Below are 17,025 nucleotides of genomic sequence, written 5' to 3'. Positions count from 1 at the left end.
AAAAGAACTGCTGCACAACATAAATAAGTGTTTTTTCACAACTTATTTATTAAATGTGCAACAGCCCTTTTTTAAAATACTATTTAATTACTTTTAAAATTTTAAAATCCATAGGAGCTAACTTTAAATCACTTTTTATATATTGTTCTTTAGAATCAATAATATTCTTCATCTTAATATTCATGTTAATATTAATATTCTTTGCTTCGTAGTTATTATTAATTAGAACAATTATTTTTTCATTTTTATATTCTCTTTCAAAAACAATAACATTTTCATGACAATATATAGTTCTATAACTTCCATAACTTAATGTAATATTTTCTTTTCTAATATCAATCAACATTTTATAGAAATTTAATAAATCTGAATTTTGTCTTTCTTTTTCCCAAATCATACATTTTCTTGACTGTGGTTCTTCACCACCATCTAATCCTATTTCGTCTCCATAATATATATATGGGACTCCAATATAAGTAAATTGAAAAACTATTGCAAGTTTCATTCTTTCAAGATAATTACTAGATTCTGTTAAAAATCTTTGTGTATCATGGCTCCCAATTAAATTCCATAATTGCTTATTTATGCAATCCATATATATAACTCTATTTTTTGCTAAAATATTATCAAACTCTTCAGCTGTTATACTTCTTTTACCAAAGAAATCTACCAATGCGCCTTTAAAAGGATAATTCATTATTCCATCTAACTGATCACCTTTTAAAAATGAAGTTGATTCATGCATTATTTCTCCAACTATAATAGCATCTTTTTTCTTATTTTTTACTCTCTTTTTAAATTCTCTCCAAAAACTATGATCTACCTCATCACATACATCCAGTCTCCATCCATCAATTCCGATTTCATTTATCCAGTACTCTGCAACTTTTAATAAATATTCTTTTACTTCGCTATTGTTAGTATTAAACTTAGGCATTGTTTTAACATTATCTGCAAAAGTATAATAATTACTTTTCTCATATTCAACAGGAAAGCTATCAATAAAATACCAGTCAACATACTTAGATTCTTGTTGATTTTTTAACACATCCTGAAACGCAAAGAAGTCAGCACCTGAATGATTAAACACAGCGTCAAAAACTATCTTTATATTAAGTTCATGACATTTATTCACTAGCTCTTTTACTTTTTTAAGTGTTCCGAACTGTGGGTCAATTTCATAATAATCACTTGTATTATATTTATGATTTGATGATGCTTTAAATATTGGAGTAAGATAAATTAAATTTATTCCTAACTCTTTAAGATAATCAAGTTTATTAATTATTCCTTGAATATCCCCACCAAATTTTGATGCTACACTTACTTCACTTCCCCATTTCAAACAATTATCTGGGTCATTTTTTTCATCTCCATTGCAAAAGCGTTCCACAAATATCTGATATACAATTGACTCTTGAAGCCATTTTACCTCTTCATAAGTATCTGCTTCTGCTATATAAGGATATTGAAATGCTGCTGCCTCTGGTCTTTCTTCAATTTCTGTTTTAAATCCTCTTTCATCCATGAATTCTTTTTGACCTTTTTTATCAATTATCTCAAAAAAATATCTATATCTATTTCTTTCAACAGATATCTCTGCTTTAAAGTAATCAAATAATTCATTAGTATCTACTATTTCCATTTCTTTAACATCAAATGGATTTTCCCAATCATATCGCGTTTTATAATGTACTCTACATGTACTTATATCATCTTTTGCAACTCGTAATATAACTGATAAAGTATTTAAATTTTTCGCATAAGAATATGGTGTATCTAATATATGATATATTGCATGCTTGTTCACTTTTTATCCTCCAAATTTTAGTTAATTTATTCTTTTACTGATCCTGCTACCAATCCTTCTGAAATAAATTTTTGTATTACAACAAATATTATTGCAAGTGGTACTGATACCATTATTGAACATGCGGAATACATTGGCCAGTCAGTTAAACTTCCTCCATTAGTAAATGATTTAAGACCTACTACAAGCATTGTTAAATCTTTATCTTTAATAAGTGCAGATGAAAATACAAATTCTCCATATACAGCAATAAATGCAAAAAAGAATATTACAACTGCCATTGATTTAGATAAAGGTAATATTATTTTCATAAAAGTCTGCCAAGTAGTTGCGCCATCAATTCTAGCTGCTTCCTCAAGTTCTATAGGTATTCCATCCATAAAACCTTTCATAAGCCATATATTATAAGCACTTCCTGCACATAAAATTAATGATAAAAACAAAAGATTATCCATTCCAAATGGAATTTTATATGCTACAGATAGTATTGCTGGTACAGTCATTGATCCTGGAAACATCTGAAGAATAAGCAATACTATAAGCAACTTGTTTCTCCCTTTAAATTTAAACTTTGAAAATGCAAATGCTGATGGAAGTGTTAATACCAATTGAAATAAAGCAACAACTATTGCTACAAAAGTCGTATTTCTCATCCACTTTACGAATCCAACATTTTCACTTAATGCTTTTGCATAATTCTCAAAAGTTATTGAATCAGGTATAATATTTTTCTGCATAAAGCTTGTTCCAGTTGAAAGTGATGCTGATATTATTGCAAAAACAGGGAAAATAACAACTATAACTGCTGCAATCAAAAATATTCTTTTTATCCATAATTCAATTCTTTCTCTTTTACTCAATTTTCTTTTATATTTTATTTTTTGAGATTTATTTTCACTTTCATATGTTATATTAATGTTTACTTCCATCAATCATTCACCTCCTTAAAGTAACCTGACATTTTCATATTAATCAAAGATATAGAACCTATTATTATAAATAATAATATTGACATAGCTGCACCAAGTGCAAGGTTTCCATTATTTATAGACATCTTATAAGCTGCAGATCCAATTATATCAGTCCAACCTGCAAATGATGATCCTGCTTTTGAAGGTCCTCCTTCTGTCAAAAGATATGCAGAATTAAAATTGTTAAAATTAAATGCAAAATTTGATATCAATAATGGATATGATACTTTGCTTATTGATGGAAGAGTTATTTTTATAAACTGCTGAAATTTACTTGCACCATCAAGTTTAGCTGCTTCATAATATGTTTCTGGTATCGCAGATAACGCTCCAGTACATACATTCATCATATATGGAAAGCCAAGCCATAGATTAACTATTATTACAGCAATTCTTGCAGCAGTTGGAGTTGTAAGCCACATAATAGGTTCATTAATTAAATGTAACTGTGATAAGATTGTATTTATTGCTCCATATTGACTATTAAGTAATCCCTTAAATGATATTATTGTTATTGCACCTGGAAGAGCCCATGGTATTACTAAAAGACCTTTATAGATAAATGATTCTTTCATATTTTTATCTCTAAGTATCATGGCAAAAATTAATCCTATAAAAAATGCTCCAAATGTTGAAATAATAGTAAATATAAATGTCCATGATAGCAATGGGAAAAACTGATCTTTTAACGGTCCTGTTAATACCTGTTTAAACTGATATAATCCTACAATATGCCATCCTTTTTCTGTGCCATAACCAAAATTTTGATTTTTCAAATTATAATCTGTAAATGCTATGAACACTGTATATACTATTGGTAAAATACTTAATATGAATATGCTTACTAATTCTGGTGATAAATATTTATAACTTTCAATACTACTTCTTTTCTTAATCATTTATTTCACCTTACCTAAATCTTTATCTACTTGCTCATTTTTATTCCATCTTTTAGACTTTGTTCCATATCTTTTGCAACTGTCTTAACATCTTCTCCGCTATATATTCTAGTCATATTTTTTACTGGTTCCCAAACACATTCTATTTCTGGAACATTTGGCATTGGAATTGCACTTTCTGCTTGTTTTATAAATCCCTGACTATATTCATTATTTTTTATCTTATCTTTTTCAAGTTCACTTTTTAAAACAGGTAACCTATTTCCTACTTCATATAACTTTTCCGCTGAATTATCTTTTAAATATTTTAATAGTGCCCATGCATCATCTTTCTTTTCAGATTTACTACTGACAAAAGCTGCTTGTACACCAAGAAATGTCTTTGCATCTGTATTATTTATTTTAGGAATTGGAACCACTCCAAAATTCACACCTGCTTCCTTAAAGCCATTTACATCCCATGGACCGCCTATATAAAAGATACAATTTCTAGATTTGAAATTACTATTTGCTATGTCTGCTGTAATATCGGCTGGCATTAATTTATCTTTTTGTACTAGATTCTGAAGAAAACTATATGCCTTTATTGCACTATCATTTGCAATTCCTATATCATTAACATCAAGACTATTATTTTTTTCGCCAAAAATATAGCCTCCATATGATTGTAAAAACGCTGCTACATAATAATATTCATTCATTGAAAACTGAAAGCCTGATGGACCATACGCTTTTGCTTCTTTAACAAGTTCTTCTATTGTATCTGGAACCTTAGAAAATTTATCTTTATTGTAGAATAAAGCATAAGTTTCCATTGCTAGAGGTACAGCGTATGCTTTTCCATCGTATGATACAGCATCCCATACATTTGAATTTACATAATCATCTTTATTTACAAAATCATCTGGTACTTCTTCAAGTAATCCTGCCTCATGAAAAGTTCCTAAATTATTATGTGTTGAACCAAATATTAAATCTGGACCTTTTGATGAATTAGCCGCTTGTAAAAATGTTTGAAAATCCGAATTATCTTTAATTACTTTAACACTCTTATTATTTTCTTGTGCCCATTTTTGAGCTAATTTATCTATTTCTACAACTTCATTATCCATTAAATATGACCACACAATAATCTCATCATCCTTTGAGGCAGCACCATTACTACTATGTCCTGAGCATCCATTTAATAAAGATAAACTTATGAATCCAGCTAAAACTGAAGATAAAATTTTTATTTTTTTACTCATAACCATTCCTCCACATTCTATATATTTCTCTGTATATTTATCATAAAATTCTAGTAAACGGTTGCAACCTTTACAATCTTATTATATCAATTGCTAATATGTCTTTTTGTTTATTTCTTTTATTTTTTGTTCATTTTCACTGTATTTTCTATATTTTGTTGTATAATTAAAATAAATATTTATTTATGGAGGCGTGTATGATGTATGATGCTTATGATTCAGATAGCGATTTTTTCAGCAATGAAATCACTTTTTTATTAGAACAAAAAGATAGAAATTCTATAATATATATAATTGAAAAAAAGCACAAAAAAGAATTAATGGAAAAATACTTTCCTATAAATAATAAAAGAAATGATTTACTTATTTGGAACGTTGTCTTTATTAGAGAAATAATAAAAAATGGCTCTACTAAACAATTTATTCATACTTTATATAATAAATATTATCGCTTAATTCAAACTCTTTCTACTTTATCTGATATGCAAAAAATCGAACTTGAAATGGCTAATGTTTATTTGGATATTTTAATCAACTCAGTAGAAATAACAAATAATTTGGTTACTAATAAAATCATTGCTTTTTTATATATACATCTTGAAGATCATCTGAATTTAGAAGATCTAGCTTCTGAATTAAACCTTTCAATAAGTTATATGTCAAACTGCTTTAAAAAAAATATGGGAATATCAATAATGAAGTATTACAAAAAAATTAAAATTAATAGAGCTAAAACTCTGATTAAAAGCACTGATAAATCAATTCTTGAAATTTCAACTACATTAAGCTTCTGTGATCAGTGTAATTTTTCTAAAATATTTAAAGACATAGTAGGTTGTACGCCTATAGAATATAGAAATAATTATATGAAAAAGGATAAAGCATAATAATATACTTTACCCTTTCTATACTTTCTTCAGCTATTTTTCTCACCTAAATAATAAATTATCAGAGCTACTATGGTGAATATTATTGGTCCAGCTATCATAGCAAATGTTGAAACATAATCACCTTTTAATGATGGTTCAATTATAGTGAATATATTAGCAAAAGCCACAGTTATAGTAACTATAATAGCTATTATTACAGCTAAATTTTTATTTTTAAATATCTCAAATGGTTTCTTAATTTTTTCTTTCTTTTTAAAAGAAATATATGCTATTGTAAGAAATAAATATGGAAGTGTCATTGCAACATTAGTCATTAAAACAAGCATTTCAAAAAATGCTTTAGCACTTTTCCCACCTAATGATATTCCAAGTACCATTACAGCAACTATAATTGTTTGTACTTTCATTGCATTTATAGGCATTCCTTTTTTATCTATTTCAGCCATTTTACCAGGCCATAGCTTTTTAGGTGTTCCTTCTATTAATTGTTTTAATGGTGAATATGATAATGTAAAGAATGCTCCACTTAATGCTAAAAACATAGATAATCCTACAAATCTTGCAACCCATTTTCCTATCTCTACACAAGTTGATGTAGCAAGACCTAGTGCTTCTCCAATAGAATAACCTAAATTGTTCATAACAACATATGCGACATTTGCCATGTTAACATCTGGAGCAGATAGTGAATCACTCCAGTTTGTAAATATACCAATCATAAATATTCCAACCGAATAACCAATTGATATTATTATTGCTGCTATTGCTATTCCTTTTGGAAGAGTTCTTTCTGGATTCTCAGTTTGATCAACTAGCCCGCTTACCGCTTCAATACCACCATAAGCAAATATAGCAAACACTAAGAATGACAACATTGAACTCACGGTTTTATATGCTGGATTTGGAGAATTTATAAAAGAAACCATTGAACTTATTGGTTCTGCTAATTGTCCTTTGTTTAATATCAGAACAATAATTCCAAACACTATAAGAACTACATTTAATAAAGCAACTGCTATGCCACCTACTGATGTAACTTTTGTAATCTTGCTCATACCATATCTTGATATGAAGAATACAAGGCATATCCATATTACACCTAATATTCCTAAAGTCACAGTTGGGCTTAGACCAAAAATACTCCATTTAGACGTTGTATCTACTCCCATAAATGTATTTGATAATGGTATCCATATTGTTGAACAGATATTTACCATCCAAATTACATATGATGCATACCACATAAATATCCCTACAAAAGCAAATCTAGGTCCTACACTTTTTTCCATCCATGAATAAATACCACCCTTTTCATCTTTAAAAGCAGCACCATATTCAGCCATCATAAATGCATATGGAACGAAGAATGTTATTGCTCCTAATATAAACCATGGTATGGCACCATATCCCATTAAATAAAATGATCTTGGCATATTTGCAAAACCAAAAACTGATGTGAATACCATAAGTATTAATGTAATTAAAGTTAATTTCTTTTGTTTTTCATTATTACTCATTTTTTTCTCCTTCTTTTTATAATTGTATCTTTTTGCTTATAAGGTTATCTTAGTATGGATAAGTTCTTAATAATATTATTTTACTTATGTTGTAAACTTATACTATACTATATTACTATTCTTCTATTTTTCATTTAAAATATAACTTTTTCTATCTAACCACCGATATAGTATTAATTTATGTTTCATATTATCCTAATTCTTCTTTGAAACTTATTTGATTCTTAAGATTGCTAATTTTATATTATAAATTAAATAATCTTTAATGGATTTTTTAAATTTATAATATTAGAAATATTTTGTGTAGCAATTTAGACTTTTAAAAATAACCTAGTATAAGAAGTAATTTTTTCTTAAAGGAGAAATCATGAGAAAAGAAGCTGTTGATTGTATAGATTGCGGAACTGAGTATTGTCCATGCAAATTGGCAGAAAGTGGAGAATGCCTTATTTGCTCTCAATGTCAAGGGAAATGCTTTTGTGACTGTTTAAATTGGAAAGGTGTCTGCGTCTATCAAGAACTTGATAATAATGATTACAAAGCAAAAGATGGAAGAAAAACTTATGATTGCTTAATTAAAGATATCGTAAAGTTTAGTGATAAATTAATCATGATAAAATTTAAAGCGCCTCATAAACTAGTATTAGATTTAGTAAAACCCGGTAGTTATATTTTCATAAGAACTGATCAAAATAATTATTTTGATATTCCAATTTCTATTATGGATTCAAACCTAGAGAATGATATTATTACTATAGTAGTTGAAATAAAAGGTATAAAAACAGATAAGTTGCTTAATGCAAAAATTAGCGAAAACATAATAATTAGAGGTCCATACTGGAATGGTGTTTTTGGTTTAAAAAATATATACAGCCAAACTTCAGGCAAAGCTCTTATTTTGTCTCGCGGAATTGGTATGGCTCCAATGATGCCTGTAATAAGAAAATTATTGTCACAAAATAATGAACTAAAAATAATAGTTGATGAAACTCCATTTGACAATTCAATATCACATGATCTTTTGGCAGATTTTCACATAGATTTTAATAAAAGCATATTACTTGAAAAGGGCACACTATCTGATCATGGAAAAGTTATTATAAAAGATTCCCTCTTAGAGGGAACTAACTATATTCATATAGCAGGAGCTGATATTCTAACTTATGAAGTAATTAAATATTTGGATGCTCTTGATAGAAAAGATGTAAAATTATCATGTTGTAATAACTTTAAAATGTGCTGCGGAGAAGGTATTTGCGGTGCCTGTACCGTAAGATTTGCAGGGCATAAGATACGAAGATTTTGTAAAGAACAAACTGATCCAAGGAATATATTTGAAGGGAGAAGATTCATATGAAGATTGTTATTATTGGAGGAGGTTGGTCTGGATGTAGCGCAGCATTAGCCGCAAAAAAAGCTGGTTCAGATGTAACTTTAATTGAAAAAACCGATTTATTACTCGGACTTGGAAATGTAGGCGGAATAATGAGAAATAATGGCCGTTTTACTGCCTCTGAAGAGTTAATTGCCCTTGGATGTGGTGATCTAATTAAGATTACAGATATAGTATCTACTCACACTAATATAGATTTTCCAGGTCATAAACATGCTACATTATATAATGTAAATATGATTGAAGGTGAGGTGAGAAAATATCTTGTATCATGCGGAATCAATCTTATGATGGAAAGCAGAGTTAATGATGTTGAATTTGATGGCAAAAAAATTAAAGGTGTTTATTTAAGTGATGATACTTTTATTGAAGGTGATGCTTTTATTGAAACAACTGGTACCACTGGCCCTATGGGAAACTGTTTAAGATATGGTAATGGCTGCTCAATGTGTGTATTGCGCTGCCCTTCATTTGGTCCAAGAATAAGTATAAGCGGCCGTTGTGGAGTTCAAGATATTCAAGGTGAAAGAAATGATGATTCTTTAGGTGCATTCTCAGGCTCATGCAAACTCGCAAAGGAAAGTCTTTCTGATGAAATAAGAAATGAGCTTGATACCAAAGGCGTTGTTGTACTAAAAGTCCCAGCTGAGGATGTTAACTATGGAAAGCTTGCTACTAAAGTATGCCAGCAATATGCGCTAAAAGAATTTGCTGAGAATGTAGTACTTCTTGATACTGGACATGCTAAGCTGATGACCACATATTATCCACTTCATAAACTCAGAAAAATTCCTGGTCTTGAAAATGCTAAATATGTTGATCCATATGCAGGAAGCAAAGGAAATTCAATTAGATATTTATCAGTTGCACCTAGGACAAATGATTTAAAAGTTATAGGAATAGATAATTTATTCTGTGCAGGCGAAAAGAGTGGCTTATTCGTTGGCCATACCGAAGCTATATGCACCGGAGCATTAGCCGGTCACAATACTGTTCGTTATTCCTTAGGAATACCACTTTTAATTCTTCCTGATTCAACATGTATAGGAGATATAATAAGCTATGCAAATGAAAAAGCTAAATCCAGAGAAGGCAGAAAGGATCGTTATACATTTGCTGGCTCTGGATATTTCAAGAGAATGAAGGAACTTGGACTTTACACAACTGATATTGATGAAATTCAAACTAGAATTAAAAAATTAAATTTAGATAATATATTTAACACTAAGCTATGCTAGATTAATTAATATTAGAATAATTAGAAAGTTTTAGATTAAAGAACTATATCAAAATTAAACAATAATTTTGATATAGTCTTCTTAATTGGTTTCTTATTTTAAATTAACTCTTTAATATTTTGACTTTCAAATGCAATTGTTTCAACTAAATGTTCATAAATTTGCTTTGTTACATTCCATCTATCTGGACAATTTAATACAACTATAATTATATCTTTTCCATTACTTTCAACAGATGAAACAAGGCATTTTCCTGCACCACCAGTATAGCCTGTTTTTATCCCGTTTGCACCTGGAAGCATCCATAATATTTTATTTATATTATTATAATCTCTTGTAAAATTATATTTAACTTTATCTATAGATTTAGAACCAACTACCTCTCTAAATAAATCATAATCCATTCCCTTAGCTGCCAAAATAGCCAAATCATATGCAGATGAATAATGTTTATTACTATCTAAGCCATGTGGAGATTCAAAATGTGAATCTAAAATTCCTATGCTTCTTGCATAATGGTTCATTATTTCTGAAAAACCTTCCATAGACCCACCTAGTTCTTCTGCAATTGCTATAGCTGCATCATTTCCCGATTTAAACATTAATCCAAAAACTAATTCTCGGAGTGTTATATTCTCACCTGTTTTATACCCTACTTTTGATCCTCTTATACTGGTTGCATTCTTACTTATTGTAACCTCTTTATCTAAATCTCCTTGTTCAATTGCAATAAGTGCTGTAAGAATCTTTGTAGTACTTGCCATTGGTACTATCTCATAAGCATTTTGCTCGAATAATACATTTTTAGTTTCTTTATCTAATGCAATTGCGCATCTTGCATTCACTCTGAATTTATCTTGAACATTTTCTAATGCACTAACACTTATACATGATATTTGAGAAATAATAAGGATTAATATTATAATAGAGTTTCTAATAACATTTCTCATATTTTATCACCTTCTAAATTTACTATTTACATCTAGTTTGTCATTAAACATAATTTTTAAACATATTTATATTAATTTTTAAGTTTATTTAATGTATATTAAGGCAATACTTAAAAATATATAAACTTTGGAGGAAAATTATGAAAATCTTATTTATTATTTTTTTTATATTTCTTTTTATATTATTTTTTCCTATCCCACTAAAGTTTACATCATATTACTCATCAGAAAATTATTATATTAAATTTTATAAATTTATTCTTATATCAAAATATAAAAGTAATAATCCTAAAACTTTAAATAGACTAATTGAGTACAATAAAAAAAATAAATCGAAATTTCATATGTCAAAATACAAGAAATTTTGTTCAAAGCTTTTTTATTCTAAATTTAAACCATCATTAAAAATAAATCTAAGCTTTTCATATTCGCTAAATGACTCTTATAATACTGCTCTTATATACGGTTTATTATGCACATTATTTTCATTTTTATATCAGTTAGTAAATATTCCTTTCAATATAAAAAAATATAACTTAAATGTAGATCCTATTTTTAAAGATGAAATTTTAGTAAAATTTGAAACATCAAGTATAATTTTCATTTCTTTTGCCCAAATTATATATATATCAATTATTTTTATAAAAACTTCAAAGGAGGGAACCCCTTAATTGGGATAGCTTATGTTAAATGATGCAAATGTATCAAACCTTATGAAAAATACCATGGAAAATCTTAAAGATATGATAGATGTTAATACAGTTATAGGTGATCCAATAGAAACAAAAGACGGTACCTTTATTATTCCTGTTTCAAGACTATGTTTTGGATTCGTTTCAGGTGGAAGTGAATATCCAACCTCAAATAAATCATTTGAACGTGATAACTTTCCATTTGGTGGCGGTTCAAGTGCCGGTGTTTCTGTTAAGCCAGTAGCTTTTTTAATTATAAGAAATGGCAATGTTAGAATGATTACAATAGATCATGATACCACCTATGATAAAATAGTAGATACAGTTCCTCAAGTTTTAGATATAATCAATGGATTAGTTAAAGATTCCAAAAAGAAAACTCCCGATGATATAAATATTAATATCAATGAAAATCAAAATGCTGATTCAGACATCTAAAAATTATACTGCTGCAAAATACATTAATTTATATTATGCAGCAGTATAGTTATTCTTTATCTTCAATCTCTTCTAATTCCATGTCATCATCTATATTTTTTTCTTCTTGGCCAAATAAATCAAGTGAAGGTAAATCATTTAGATCTTTTAATTCAAATTGTCTTAAAAATTCTTCTGTTGTACCATAAAGTATAGGTCTTCCTGGTACTTCAAGTCTCCCAACTTCTTTTATCAATTCTCTTTCTATTAGTCTTTGTATCGCACTTTCTGATTTTACCCCTCTTATTTCGTCTATATCTATTCTTGTTATAGGCTGTTTATATGCAATAATAGCTAAACTTTCTATTGATGCTTGTGATAAAGATTGTCTTTTATTTTTTCTTAATAATTTTTGAATATAGTCAGATTTTTCTGGCTTAGTTACCAATTGATAACTTCCTTTTATAATTATCAACTTTATTCCTCTATTAGATTTTTCATATTCTTCAATCATTTCCTGAATTGTTATTTCAATAAACTTACTTTTTTCTTCAAGAAAATTAGATATCTCATTTAAGCTTAATGGATCACCACTAGCAAATAACAATGCTTCTATAGTTGATTTTAAAAAATCCTTCTTTTTATCATCCATAAATGGAATTTGTATTGCTTTCCTTTTCTGCATGTTCTTCTCGCCTCTCTATTATTATCCTGCCAAAATTATCAGATTGATAAACTTTAATCATTCTTTGTTTTATCATTTCTAATAAAGCTAAAAAAGTTACAACAGTCTCCATTTTACATTCACTTTCTTTTATTAGCTCACTAAAATCATTTATATTTTCATCTTGTATTCTTTTTCTTATATACTCAAGCTTATCTTCAATTTTATATTTATCTACATATATTTTTCTTTGGATAACATTTGCTTTATTTTGCTTGTTATTATATATTTCTAAAAGATTATTATATATATTATACAAGTCTAGCAAAGTAATATTTTTTAATAAATCATCATTATTAATCTTCTCTTTTTTTTCTTCAATTATTTCTGCTTTTTTACTATATACTTCTCCTGTATTCAAATACTTATCCTTAAAATAACCAGATACTCCTTTAATCTTTTTATATAAAATAAGCTTTTCTATAAGGATTTTTTCATCATCCTCATCTTCCTCTTCCTGCTTAACCTTAGGTAATAGATATTTAGATTTTATTTCTATTAAAGTTGCAGCTACTACTATAAATTCTGAAGTTATTTCTAAATCCATTTCCTTCATGTTGTTTAAATAATTAAGGTACTGATTAGTTATTTCAAATATTTTCACATTATATATATTCATTTGATTTTTCTTAATTAAGTGTAATAATAAATCAAATGGACCTTCAAAATCATTTATTTTTATTTTTGGAAGTTCCATAAATACCTCTTCTCTTTAATACTATTTTAAATAATTTAATAGAATGCTCTATTATTATATAATAACAATTTCTTAAGTTTAAGACAAGAATATATATTCTTATGTGTAACAAAAAAATGCAGTATACTTATTATTTTAATAAATATACTGCATTTAAAATTTAAAAAATTATATTTATACACCTTTGTCAAATAAATTTTTTATATTAAATTTTATATTAGTAAAGAAATTACCTTTCTTTATATCTCTATCACTATATATTTCAACTTCTCCAACTTTTTCTTTTCCCAAATAAACTTCACATTTACCTACAATATCACCTTGTTTATATTCCTTTTTCAACTCATCAATTACAATTTTCTTTTCTATTTCTTCACTGCTTCCTTTTGGAATTATTGCTGTTAAATCATCTTTTGCCATTGCAATAAAGAATCTGTTACCCTGTTCATCCATATATACTTTGTCTACTTCTTCATCTTTTGCTACAACATTTTTTCCTTCATACTTAGAAAATCCATAATTAAGTAAGACACCTGCATCACGATTTCTTATTTTATAAGTTGGTGCACCCATAATAACAGATAACATTCTTACATTATTTCTTGTTGCAGTTGCAGAAATACAATACTTAGCTTCATTTGTAAAACCTGTTTTTAATCCATCACAGCCTTCAAAAAATCTAACTAATTTATTATGATTTACTAATTCTATAGGTGATTTTCTACCTTCTGCTATTGTCTCCATATATGTACCAGTATATTTTAATATTTTAGGATGCTTTAATAATTCTCTTGACATTAATGCTATATCTCTTGCAGTTGATACATGACCATCTGCTGGTAGACCATTACAGTTTTTAAATGTTGTCTTAGACATACCAAGCTCTTTTGCACGATTATTCATCATGACAACAAAATCTTCTTCTGTTCCACCAAGATATTCAGCTAAAGCAACTGCTGCATCATTTCCTGAAGCAATAGCAACACCTTTTATAAGTTCCTCAACAGTTCTTATTTCACCTGTATCAAGAAGCATTGTACTTCCACCCATTTTTTTTGCATTTTCGCTACATGTTACTTTATCATCTAAGCTTATTTTTCCATTGTCTACACTTTCCATAGTTAATAGCATTGTCATAATTTTAGTTACGGATGCTGGAGCATATTGTTCATCTATATTTTTTTCATATACTATTTTTCCGCTTATTGGCTCCATAAGTAAAGCTGATCTTGCTTCAATATTAGTCCCTTCACTTTTAACTGAATCTTCTAATGTTGTAGCGCTAACTAGCTTAGAAGAAACAAGCAATAAAGTACATATAAATAATAGTATAAAAGAGACCATTCTTTTAAAATTTTTAAACATTATATCTCCTCCTTTCAAAATTAGTGTTACCATAACAAGAAATAATATCACACTAAGATATAACTTTACTTAAAGATTTTATAGGAAAGACAATTATTTTATTCTTATTATTCTAATAATAACCATATTATTTATAATATAATCTGCGAAAATAATAATTCATTACAATAAAAAAATCGCAAAGCGACTATTATATAATCCAATAGAAAATATAAATCCAATAGAATACACTAACTTAAATTCAAGAAAATCCTTTATCCATCGATTTCTTTCAGCGCATTTTGGATTTTCTGAGCGAGCCTGTGAAAAGGCTAGGCGCATATATTTTATTTTTTATTCTTTAGGTTCAATGACATTAATTTATTACAGTATTTTTCGAAACAGATTGTCCATGAATATAATTTCCTAAAGAATAAAAAATCCACCCATATAAAATACTGGGTGGAAAACAGGTGGCAAATGTGCACCTCTAATATCTATTTTTATTAATCCCAATAAAATCAAGCTCTAGGGTGTGTATGCATATAGATATAGTTAATTTTATCATTATTTATGATCTCATAATAAGTATCCATATATGTTAAGACTTGATTTCCTAGTAGTTTCTGAACTGCTCTAACATTCGCACCATTTTGAAGTAAATGAACTGCAAATGAGTGCCTAAATGTATTCAAATTAACATCTTTATCTATACCCGCTCTTCTTGAATATTCTTTTACAATTCTCCATATTCCTTGTCTAGTCAATTTTTGACCATTTAAATTCACAAATAGATTTGGTACGCCACAATCAGCTATCTTATATCTAATTCCTAAATATTCTGTAAGAGCTTTACATGCACTACGTCCTATTGGAATCAATCTTTCATAGTTTTTATTATCCCTACATTTAACAAAAGTTAAATCTAAGTTTACATCCTCTACATTTATAGAAATAAGTTCTGACACTTTCATGCCAGTTGCATACATAAGCTCTAAAAGTGCATTATCTCTTAATCCTTTTGGAGAATCCTTTTCCACTATTCGTATTATCCTGTCTACTTCTTCAATGGTTAAAATTTGTGGTAACTTTCTTATATTCTTTGAGCTTTTATACTCAATTTTAGGAACTTCTTTAATTAAACCTTCCCTTTTAAGATAGTTGTAAAAATTTCTAAGGCTAATAACTATTCTATTTATTGATCGTTCTGATTTTCCTTGATTTAAAAGATTCTGTATATATGACATAATTGTTAAGTTATCACTTTTATACAAATCTATTTTTTTTCTATTTAAAAACTTAAGATATAAGCTTACATCTGTTACATATGCGTATATCGTGTTTTCACTTTTACCACTTTCGAGCAAATAATTTCTATAATTATTTATATTATCTAACATGACTCTCTCCTATACCATTAATTATATTAGTATTCGACAAAATTGCCTTTTTTCCTTTTTATTTTACTATCTTAAGTTTATACGATTTAAATCAAAAATTTATTAGCCACAAATTTAATAATACTTGGTGATACATAAGTTTCTATTAGAATTCCCAAAAGAAATAATATCATAATTATAATTAATCGACTTAATGTATCGCGTAAAAAAACGTCTTTCGCCTTGGAACTTTTAAACACTTTTTCTTTAAATTTTTCAGCTGACATATTCAAACAAATAACACTTAAAGCTATAAAACATGGAATATATATAATATTTTGAGGTAAAATTGATATAATTCCAAATAACAATCCTTTTCCATTAAAAGCTGATGAAATAAATGAAAAAGTATATCCTAATGTAAATCCCTTAATTAAGTCCAAAATTAATATAAATGGGAATCCAAAGAAAGTCATTCCTAAAAAAATTATTGGTATAAACAATATTAAACTTTTTTTTATCACCTCGAATAATAATTGTGTATAGTTAATTGGTTGTCCTTGTATAGATGTCGTAAAACTATTAAGGTAACTCATCAAATCGTTTTTATCAGATTCTCCCATATATTTAACTGTATAAAGACCAAAAGATATTCCTAGGCAAAACATCATTAATACAATGAAGAAATAGGCTTTCTTATCTCTAAAAATTGTGTTTACTTTATCCACTACATAATTCATCTCTTATTCCTCCGTCAAGTTACTCTAATCTATACTATGTTTAATATTTATACTTTATTCATATCCTAATATATAACTATGTAATATTAATATCTTTATTATAAACACCTATACATA

The 17,025-nt window shown here is 27.7% G+C and carries 16 protein-coding genes; 5 read left to right on the top strand and 11 right to left on the bottom strand.

Annotation, left to right across the window (positions count from 1 at the left end; translation table 11 throughout):
* Window positions 1-79: 79 nt before the first annotated feature.
* From BN2920_RS10640 to BN2920_RS10625, 4 genes are read right to left on the bottom strand one after another with little or no spacing between them, the layout of a single operon-like run.
* Window positions 80-1,810 carry a glycoside hydrolase family 13 protein gene (locus BN2920_RS10640; protein WP_058294985.1) on the bottom strand — a complete coding sequence of 577 codons (1,731 nt, stop codon included), beginning with the start codon at window positions 1,808-1,810 and terminating at the stop codon, window positions 80-82.
* Between the two features lie 26 nt (window positions 1,811-1,836).
* Window positions 1,837-2,739 (bottom strand): sugar ABC transporter permease, encoded by a 903-nt coding sequence (locus tag BN2920_RS10635; RefSeq protein ID WP_058294984.1) that lies wholly within the window; start codon window positions 2,737-2,739, stop codon window positions 1,837-1,839.
* Window positions 2,739-3,680 (bottom strand): carbohydrate ABC transporter permease, encoded by a 942-nt coding sequence (locus BN2920_RS10630; protein ID WP_058294983.1) that lies wholly within the window; start codon window positions 3,678-3,680, stop codon window positions 2,739-2,741. Before BN2920_RS10630 ends, BN2920_RS10635 begins: the two co-directional genes overlap by 1 nt.
* Window positions 3,681-3,706: 26 nt before the next feature.
* Window positions 3,707-4,927 carry a sugar ABC transporter substrate-binding protein gene (locus BN2920_RS10625; RefSeq protein WP_058294982.1) on the bottom strand — a complete coding sequence of 407 codons (1,221 nt, stop codon included), beginning with the start codon at window positions 4,925-4,927 and terminating at the stop codon, window positions 3,707-3,709.
* Between the two features lie 197 nt (window positions 4,928-5,124).
* On the opposite strand from BN2920_RS10625, the gene BN2920_RS10620 reads away from it, so the two are divergent.
* Window positions 5,125-5,814, top strand: coding sequence for a helix-turn-helix domain-containing protein (locus BN2920_RS10620; protein WP_242868360.1), 690 nt, complete (start codon window positions 5,125-5,127; stop codon window positions 5,812-5,814).
* Between the two features lie 29 nt (window positions 5,815-5,843).
* Here the strand turns inward: BN2920_RS10620 and yjeM are convergent, their stop codons facing one another.
* Window positions 5,844-7,334 (bottom strand): glutamate/gamma-aminobutyrate family transporter YjeM, encoded by a 1,491-nt coding sequence (gene yjeM / locus BN2920_RS10615; RefSeq protein WP_058294980.1) that lies wholly within the window; start codon window positions 7,332-7,334, stop codon window positions 5,844-5,846.
* 367 nt (window positions 7,335-7,701) lie between these two features.
* Between yjeM and BN2920_RS10610 the strand changes: the two genes are divergently transcribed.
* Both BN2920_RS10610 and BN2920_RS10605 read left to right on the top strand, forming a co-directional pair.
* Complete coding sequence (locus BN2920_RS10610) at window positions 7,702-8,691, top strand: sulfide/dihydroorotate dehydrogenase-like FAD/NAD-binding protein (protein ID WP_058294979.1); 990 nt, start codon at window positions 7,702-7,704, stop codon at window positions 8,689-8,691.
* Window positions 8,688-9,965 carry an FAD-dependent oxidoreductase gene (locus BN2920_RS10605; RefSeq protein ID WP_058294978.1) on the top strand — a complete coding sequence of 426 codons (1,278 nt, stop codon included), beginning with the start codon at window positions 8,688-8,690 and terminating at the stop codon, window positions 9,963-9,965. Before BN2920_RS10610 ends, BN2920_RS10605 begins: the two co-directional genes overlap by 4 nt.
* A 98-nt stretch (window positions 9,966-10,063) precedes the next feature.
* Here BN2920_RS10605 and BN2920_RS10600 read toward each other — a convergent pair whose 3' ends face one another.
* Window positions 10,064-10,915 (bottom strand): D-alanyl-D-alanine carboxypeptidase family protein, encoded by an 852-nt coding sequence (locus tag BN2920_RS10600; RefSeq protein ID WP_058294977.1) that lies wholly within the window; start codon window positions 10,913-10,915, stop codon window positions 10,064-10,066.
* Window positions 10,916-11,055: 140 nt separating this feature from the next.
* On the opposite strand from BN2920_RS10600, the gene BN2920_RS22510 reads away from it, so the two are divergent.
* Window positions 11,056-11,586, top strand: coding sequence for a DUF2953 domain-containing protein (locus tag BN2920_RS22510; RefSeq protein WP_058294976.1), 531 nt, complete (start codon window positions 11,056-11,058; stop codon window positions 11,584-11,586).
* A gap of 12 nt (window positions 11,587-11,598) precedes the next feature.
* Window positions 11,599-12,045, top strand: coding sequence for a GerW family sporulation protein (gene ytfJ, locus BN2920_RS10590; RefSeq protein ID WP_058294975.1), 447 nt, complete (start codon window positions 11,599-11,601; stop codon window positions 12,043-12,045).
* Between the two features lie 49 nt (window positions 12,046-12,094).
* Here the strand turns inward: ytfJ and scpB are convergent, their stop codons facing one another.
* The 5 genes from scpB to spoIIM all read right to left on the bottom strand — a co-directional run bounded on the left by scpB (window position 12,095) and on the right by spoIIM (window position 16,908).
* Window positions 12,095-12,709, bottom strand: a complete 615-nt coding sequence (scpB, locus tag BN2920_RS10585; RefSeq protein WP_058294974.1) for an SMC-Scp complex subunit ScpB — start codon at window positions 12,707-12,709, stop codon at window positions 12,095-12,097.
* Entirely contained in the window at window positions 12,669-13,445 is a 777-nt protein-coding gene (locus BN2920_RS10580) for a segregation/condensation protein A (protein ID WP_058294973.1), read from the bottom strand. The genes scpB and BN2920_RS10580 overlap by 41 nt, the downstream gene beginning before the upstream one ends.
* Before the next feature lie 174 nt (window positions 13,446-13,619).
* Window positions 13,620-14,810 carry a D-alanyl-D-alanine carboxypeptidase family protein gene (locus BN2920_RS10575; RefSeq protein WP_058294972.1) on the bottom strand — a complete coding sequence of 397 codons (1,191 nt, stop codon included), beginning with the start codon at window positions 14,808-14,810 and terminating at the stop codon, window positions 13,620-13,622.
* Window positions 14,811-15,310: 500 nt separating this feature from the next.
* Window positions 15,311-16,189: a tyrosine-type recombinase/integrase gene (locus BN2920_RS10570; protein WP_058294971.1), complete on the bottom strand. Its 879-nt coding sequence runs from the start codon at window positions 16,187-16,189 to the stop codon at window positions 15,311-15,313.
* Between the two features lie 86 nt (window positions 16,190-16,275).
* Window positions 16,276-16,908 (bottom strand): stage II sporulation protein M, encoded by a 633-nt coding sequence (gene spoIIM, locus BN2920_RS10565; protein WP_058294970.1) that lies wholly within the window; start codon window positions 16,906-16,908, stop codon window positions 16,276-16,278.
* Between the last annotated feature and the right edge of the window lie 117 nt (window positions 16,909-17,025).

Origin of the sequence: Clostridium neonatale (assembly GCF_001458595.1) — a bacterium.
In the GTDB taxonomy this organism is placed as follows: Bacteria; Bacillota; Clostridia; order Clostridiales; family Clostridiaceae; genus Clostridium; species Clostridium neonatale.
The sequence above is the reverse complement of the archived record's forward strand: the minus strand, read 5'-3'. Positions and strand labels throughout refer to the sequence as shown.

Excerpts from the sequence above, each read along its gene's own strand:
- BN2920_RS10635 (WP_058294984.1), bottom strand. The coding sequence starts at position 2,739 with ATGGAAGTAAACATTAATATAACATATGAAAGTGAAAATAAATCTCAA.
- BN2920_RS10630 (WP_058294983.1), bottom strand. The coding sequence starts at position 3,680 with ATGATTAAGAAAAGAAGTAGTATTGAAAGTTATAAATATTTATCACCA.
- BN2920_RS10625 (WP_058294982.1), bottom strand. The coding sequence starts at position 4,927 with ATGAGTAAAAAAATAAAAATTTTATCTTCAGTTTTAGCTGGATTCATA.
- BN2920_RS10620 (WP_242868360.1), top strand. The coding sequence starts at position 5,125 with ATGATGTATGATGCTTATGATTCAGATAGCGATTTTTTCAGCAATGAA.
- yjeM (WP_058294980.1), bottom strand. The coding sequence starts at position 7,334 with ATGAGTAATAATGAAAAACAAAAGAAATTAACTTTAATTACATTAATA.
- BN2920_RS10610 (WP_058294979.1), top strand. The coding sequence starts at position 7,702 with ATGAGAAAAGAAGCTGTTGATTGTATAGATTGCGGAACTGAGTATTGT.
- BN2920_RS10605 (WP_058294978.1), top strand. The coding sequence starts at position 8,688 with ATGAAGATTGTTATTATTGGAGGAGGTTGGTCTGGATGTAGCGCAGCA.
- BN2920_RS10600 (WP_058294977.1), bottom strand. The coding sequence starts at position 10,915 with ATGAGAAATGTTATTAGAAACTCTATTATAATATTAATCCTTATTATT.
- BN2920_RS22510 (WP_058294976.1), top strand. The coding sequence starts at position 11,056 with ATGAAAATCTTATTTATTATTTTTTTTATATTTCTTTTTATATTATTT.
- ytfJ (WP_058294975.1), top strand. The coding sequence starts at position 11,599 with ATGTTAAATGATGCAAATGTATCAAACCTTATGAAAAATACCATGGAA.
- scpB (WP_058294974.1), bottom strand. The coding sequence starts at position 12,709 with ATGCAGAAAAGGAAAGCAATACAAATTCCATTTATGGATGATAAAAAG.
- BN2920_RS10580 (WP_058294973.1), bottom strand. The coding sequence starts at position 13,445 with ATGGAACTTCCAAAAATAAAAATAAATGATTTTGAAGGTCCATTTGAT.
- BN2920_RS10575 (WP_058294972.1), bottom strand. The coding sequence starts at position 14,810 with ATGTTTAAAAATTTTAAAAGAATGGTCTCTTTTATACTATTATTTATA.
- BN2920_RS10570 (WP_058294971.1), bottom strand. The coding sequence starts at position 16,189 with ATGTTAGATAATATAAATAATTATAGAAATTATTTGCTCGAAAGTGGT.
- spoIIM (WP_058294970.1), bottom strand. The coding sequence starts at position 16,908 with ATGAATTATGTAGTGGATAAAGTAAACACAATTTTTAGAGATAAGAAA.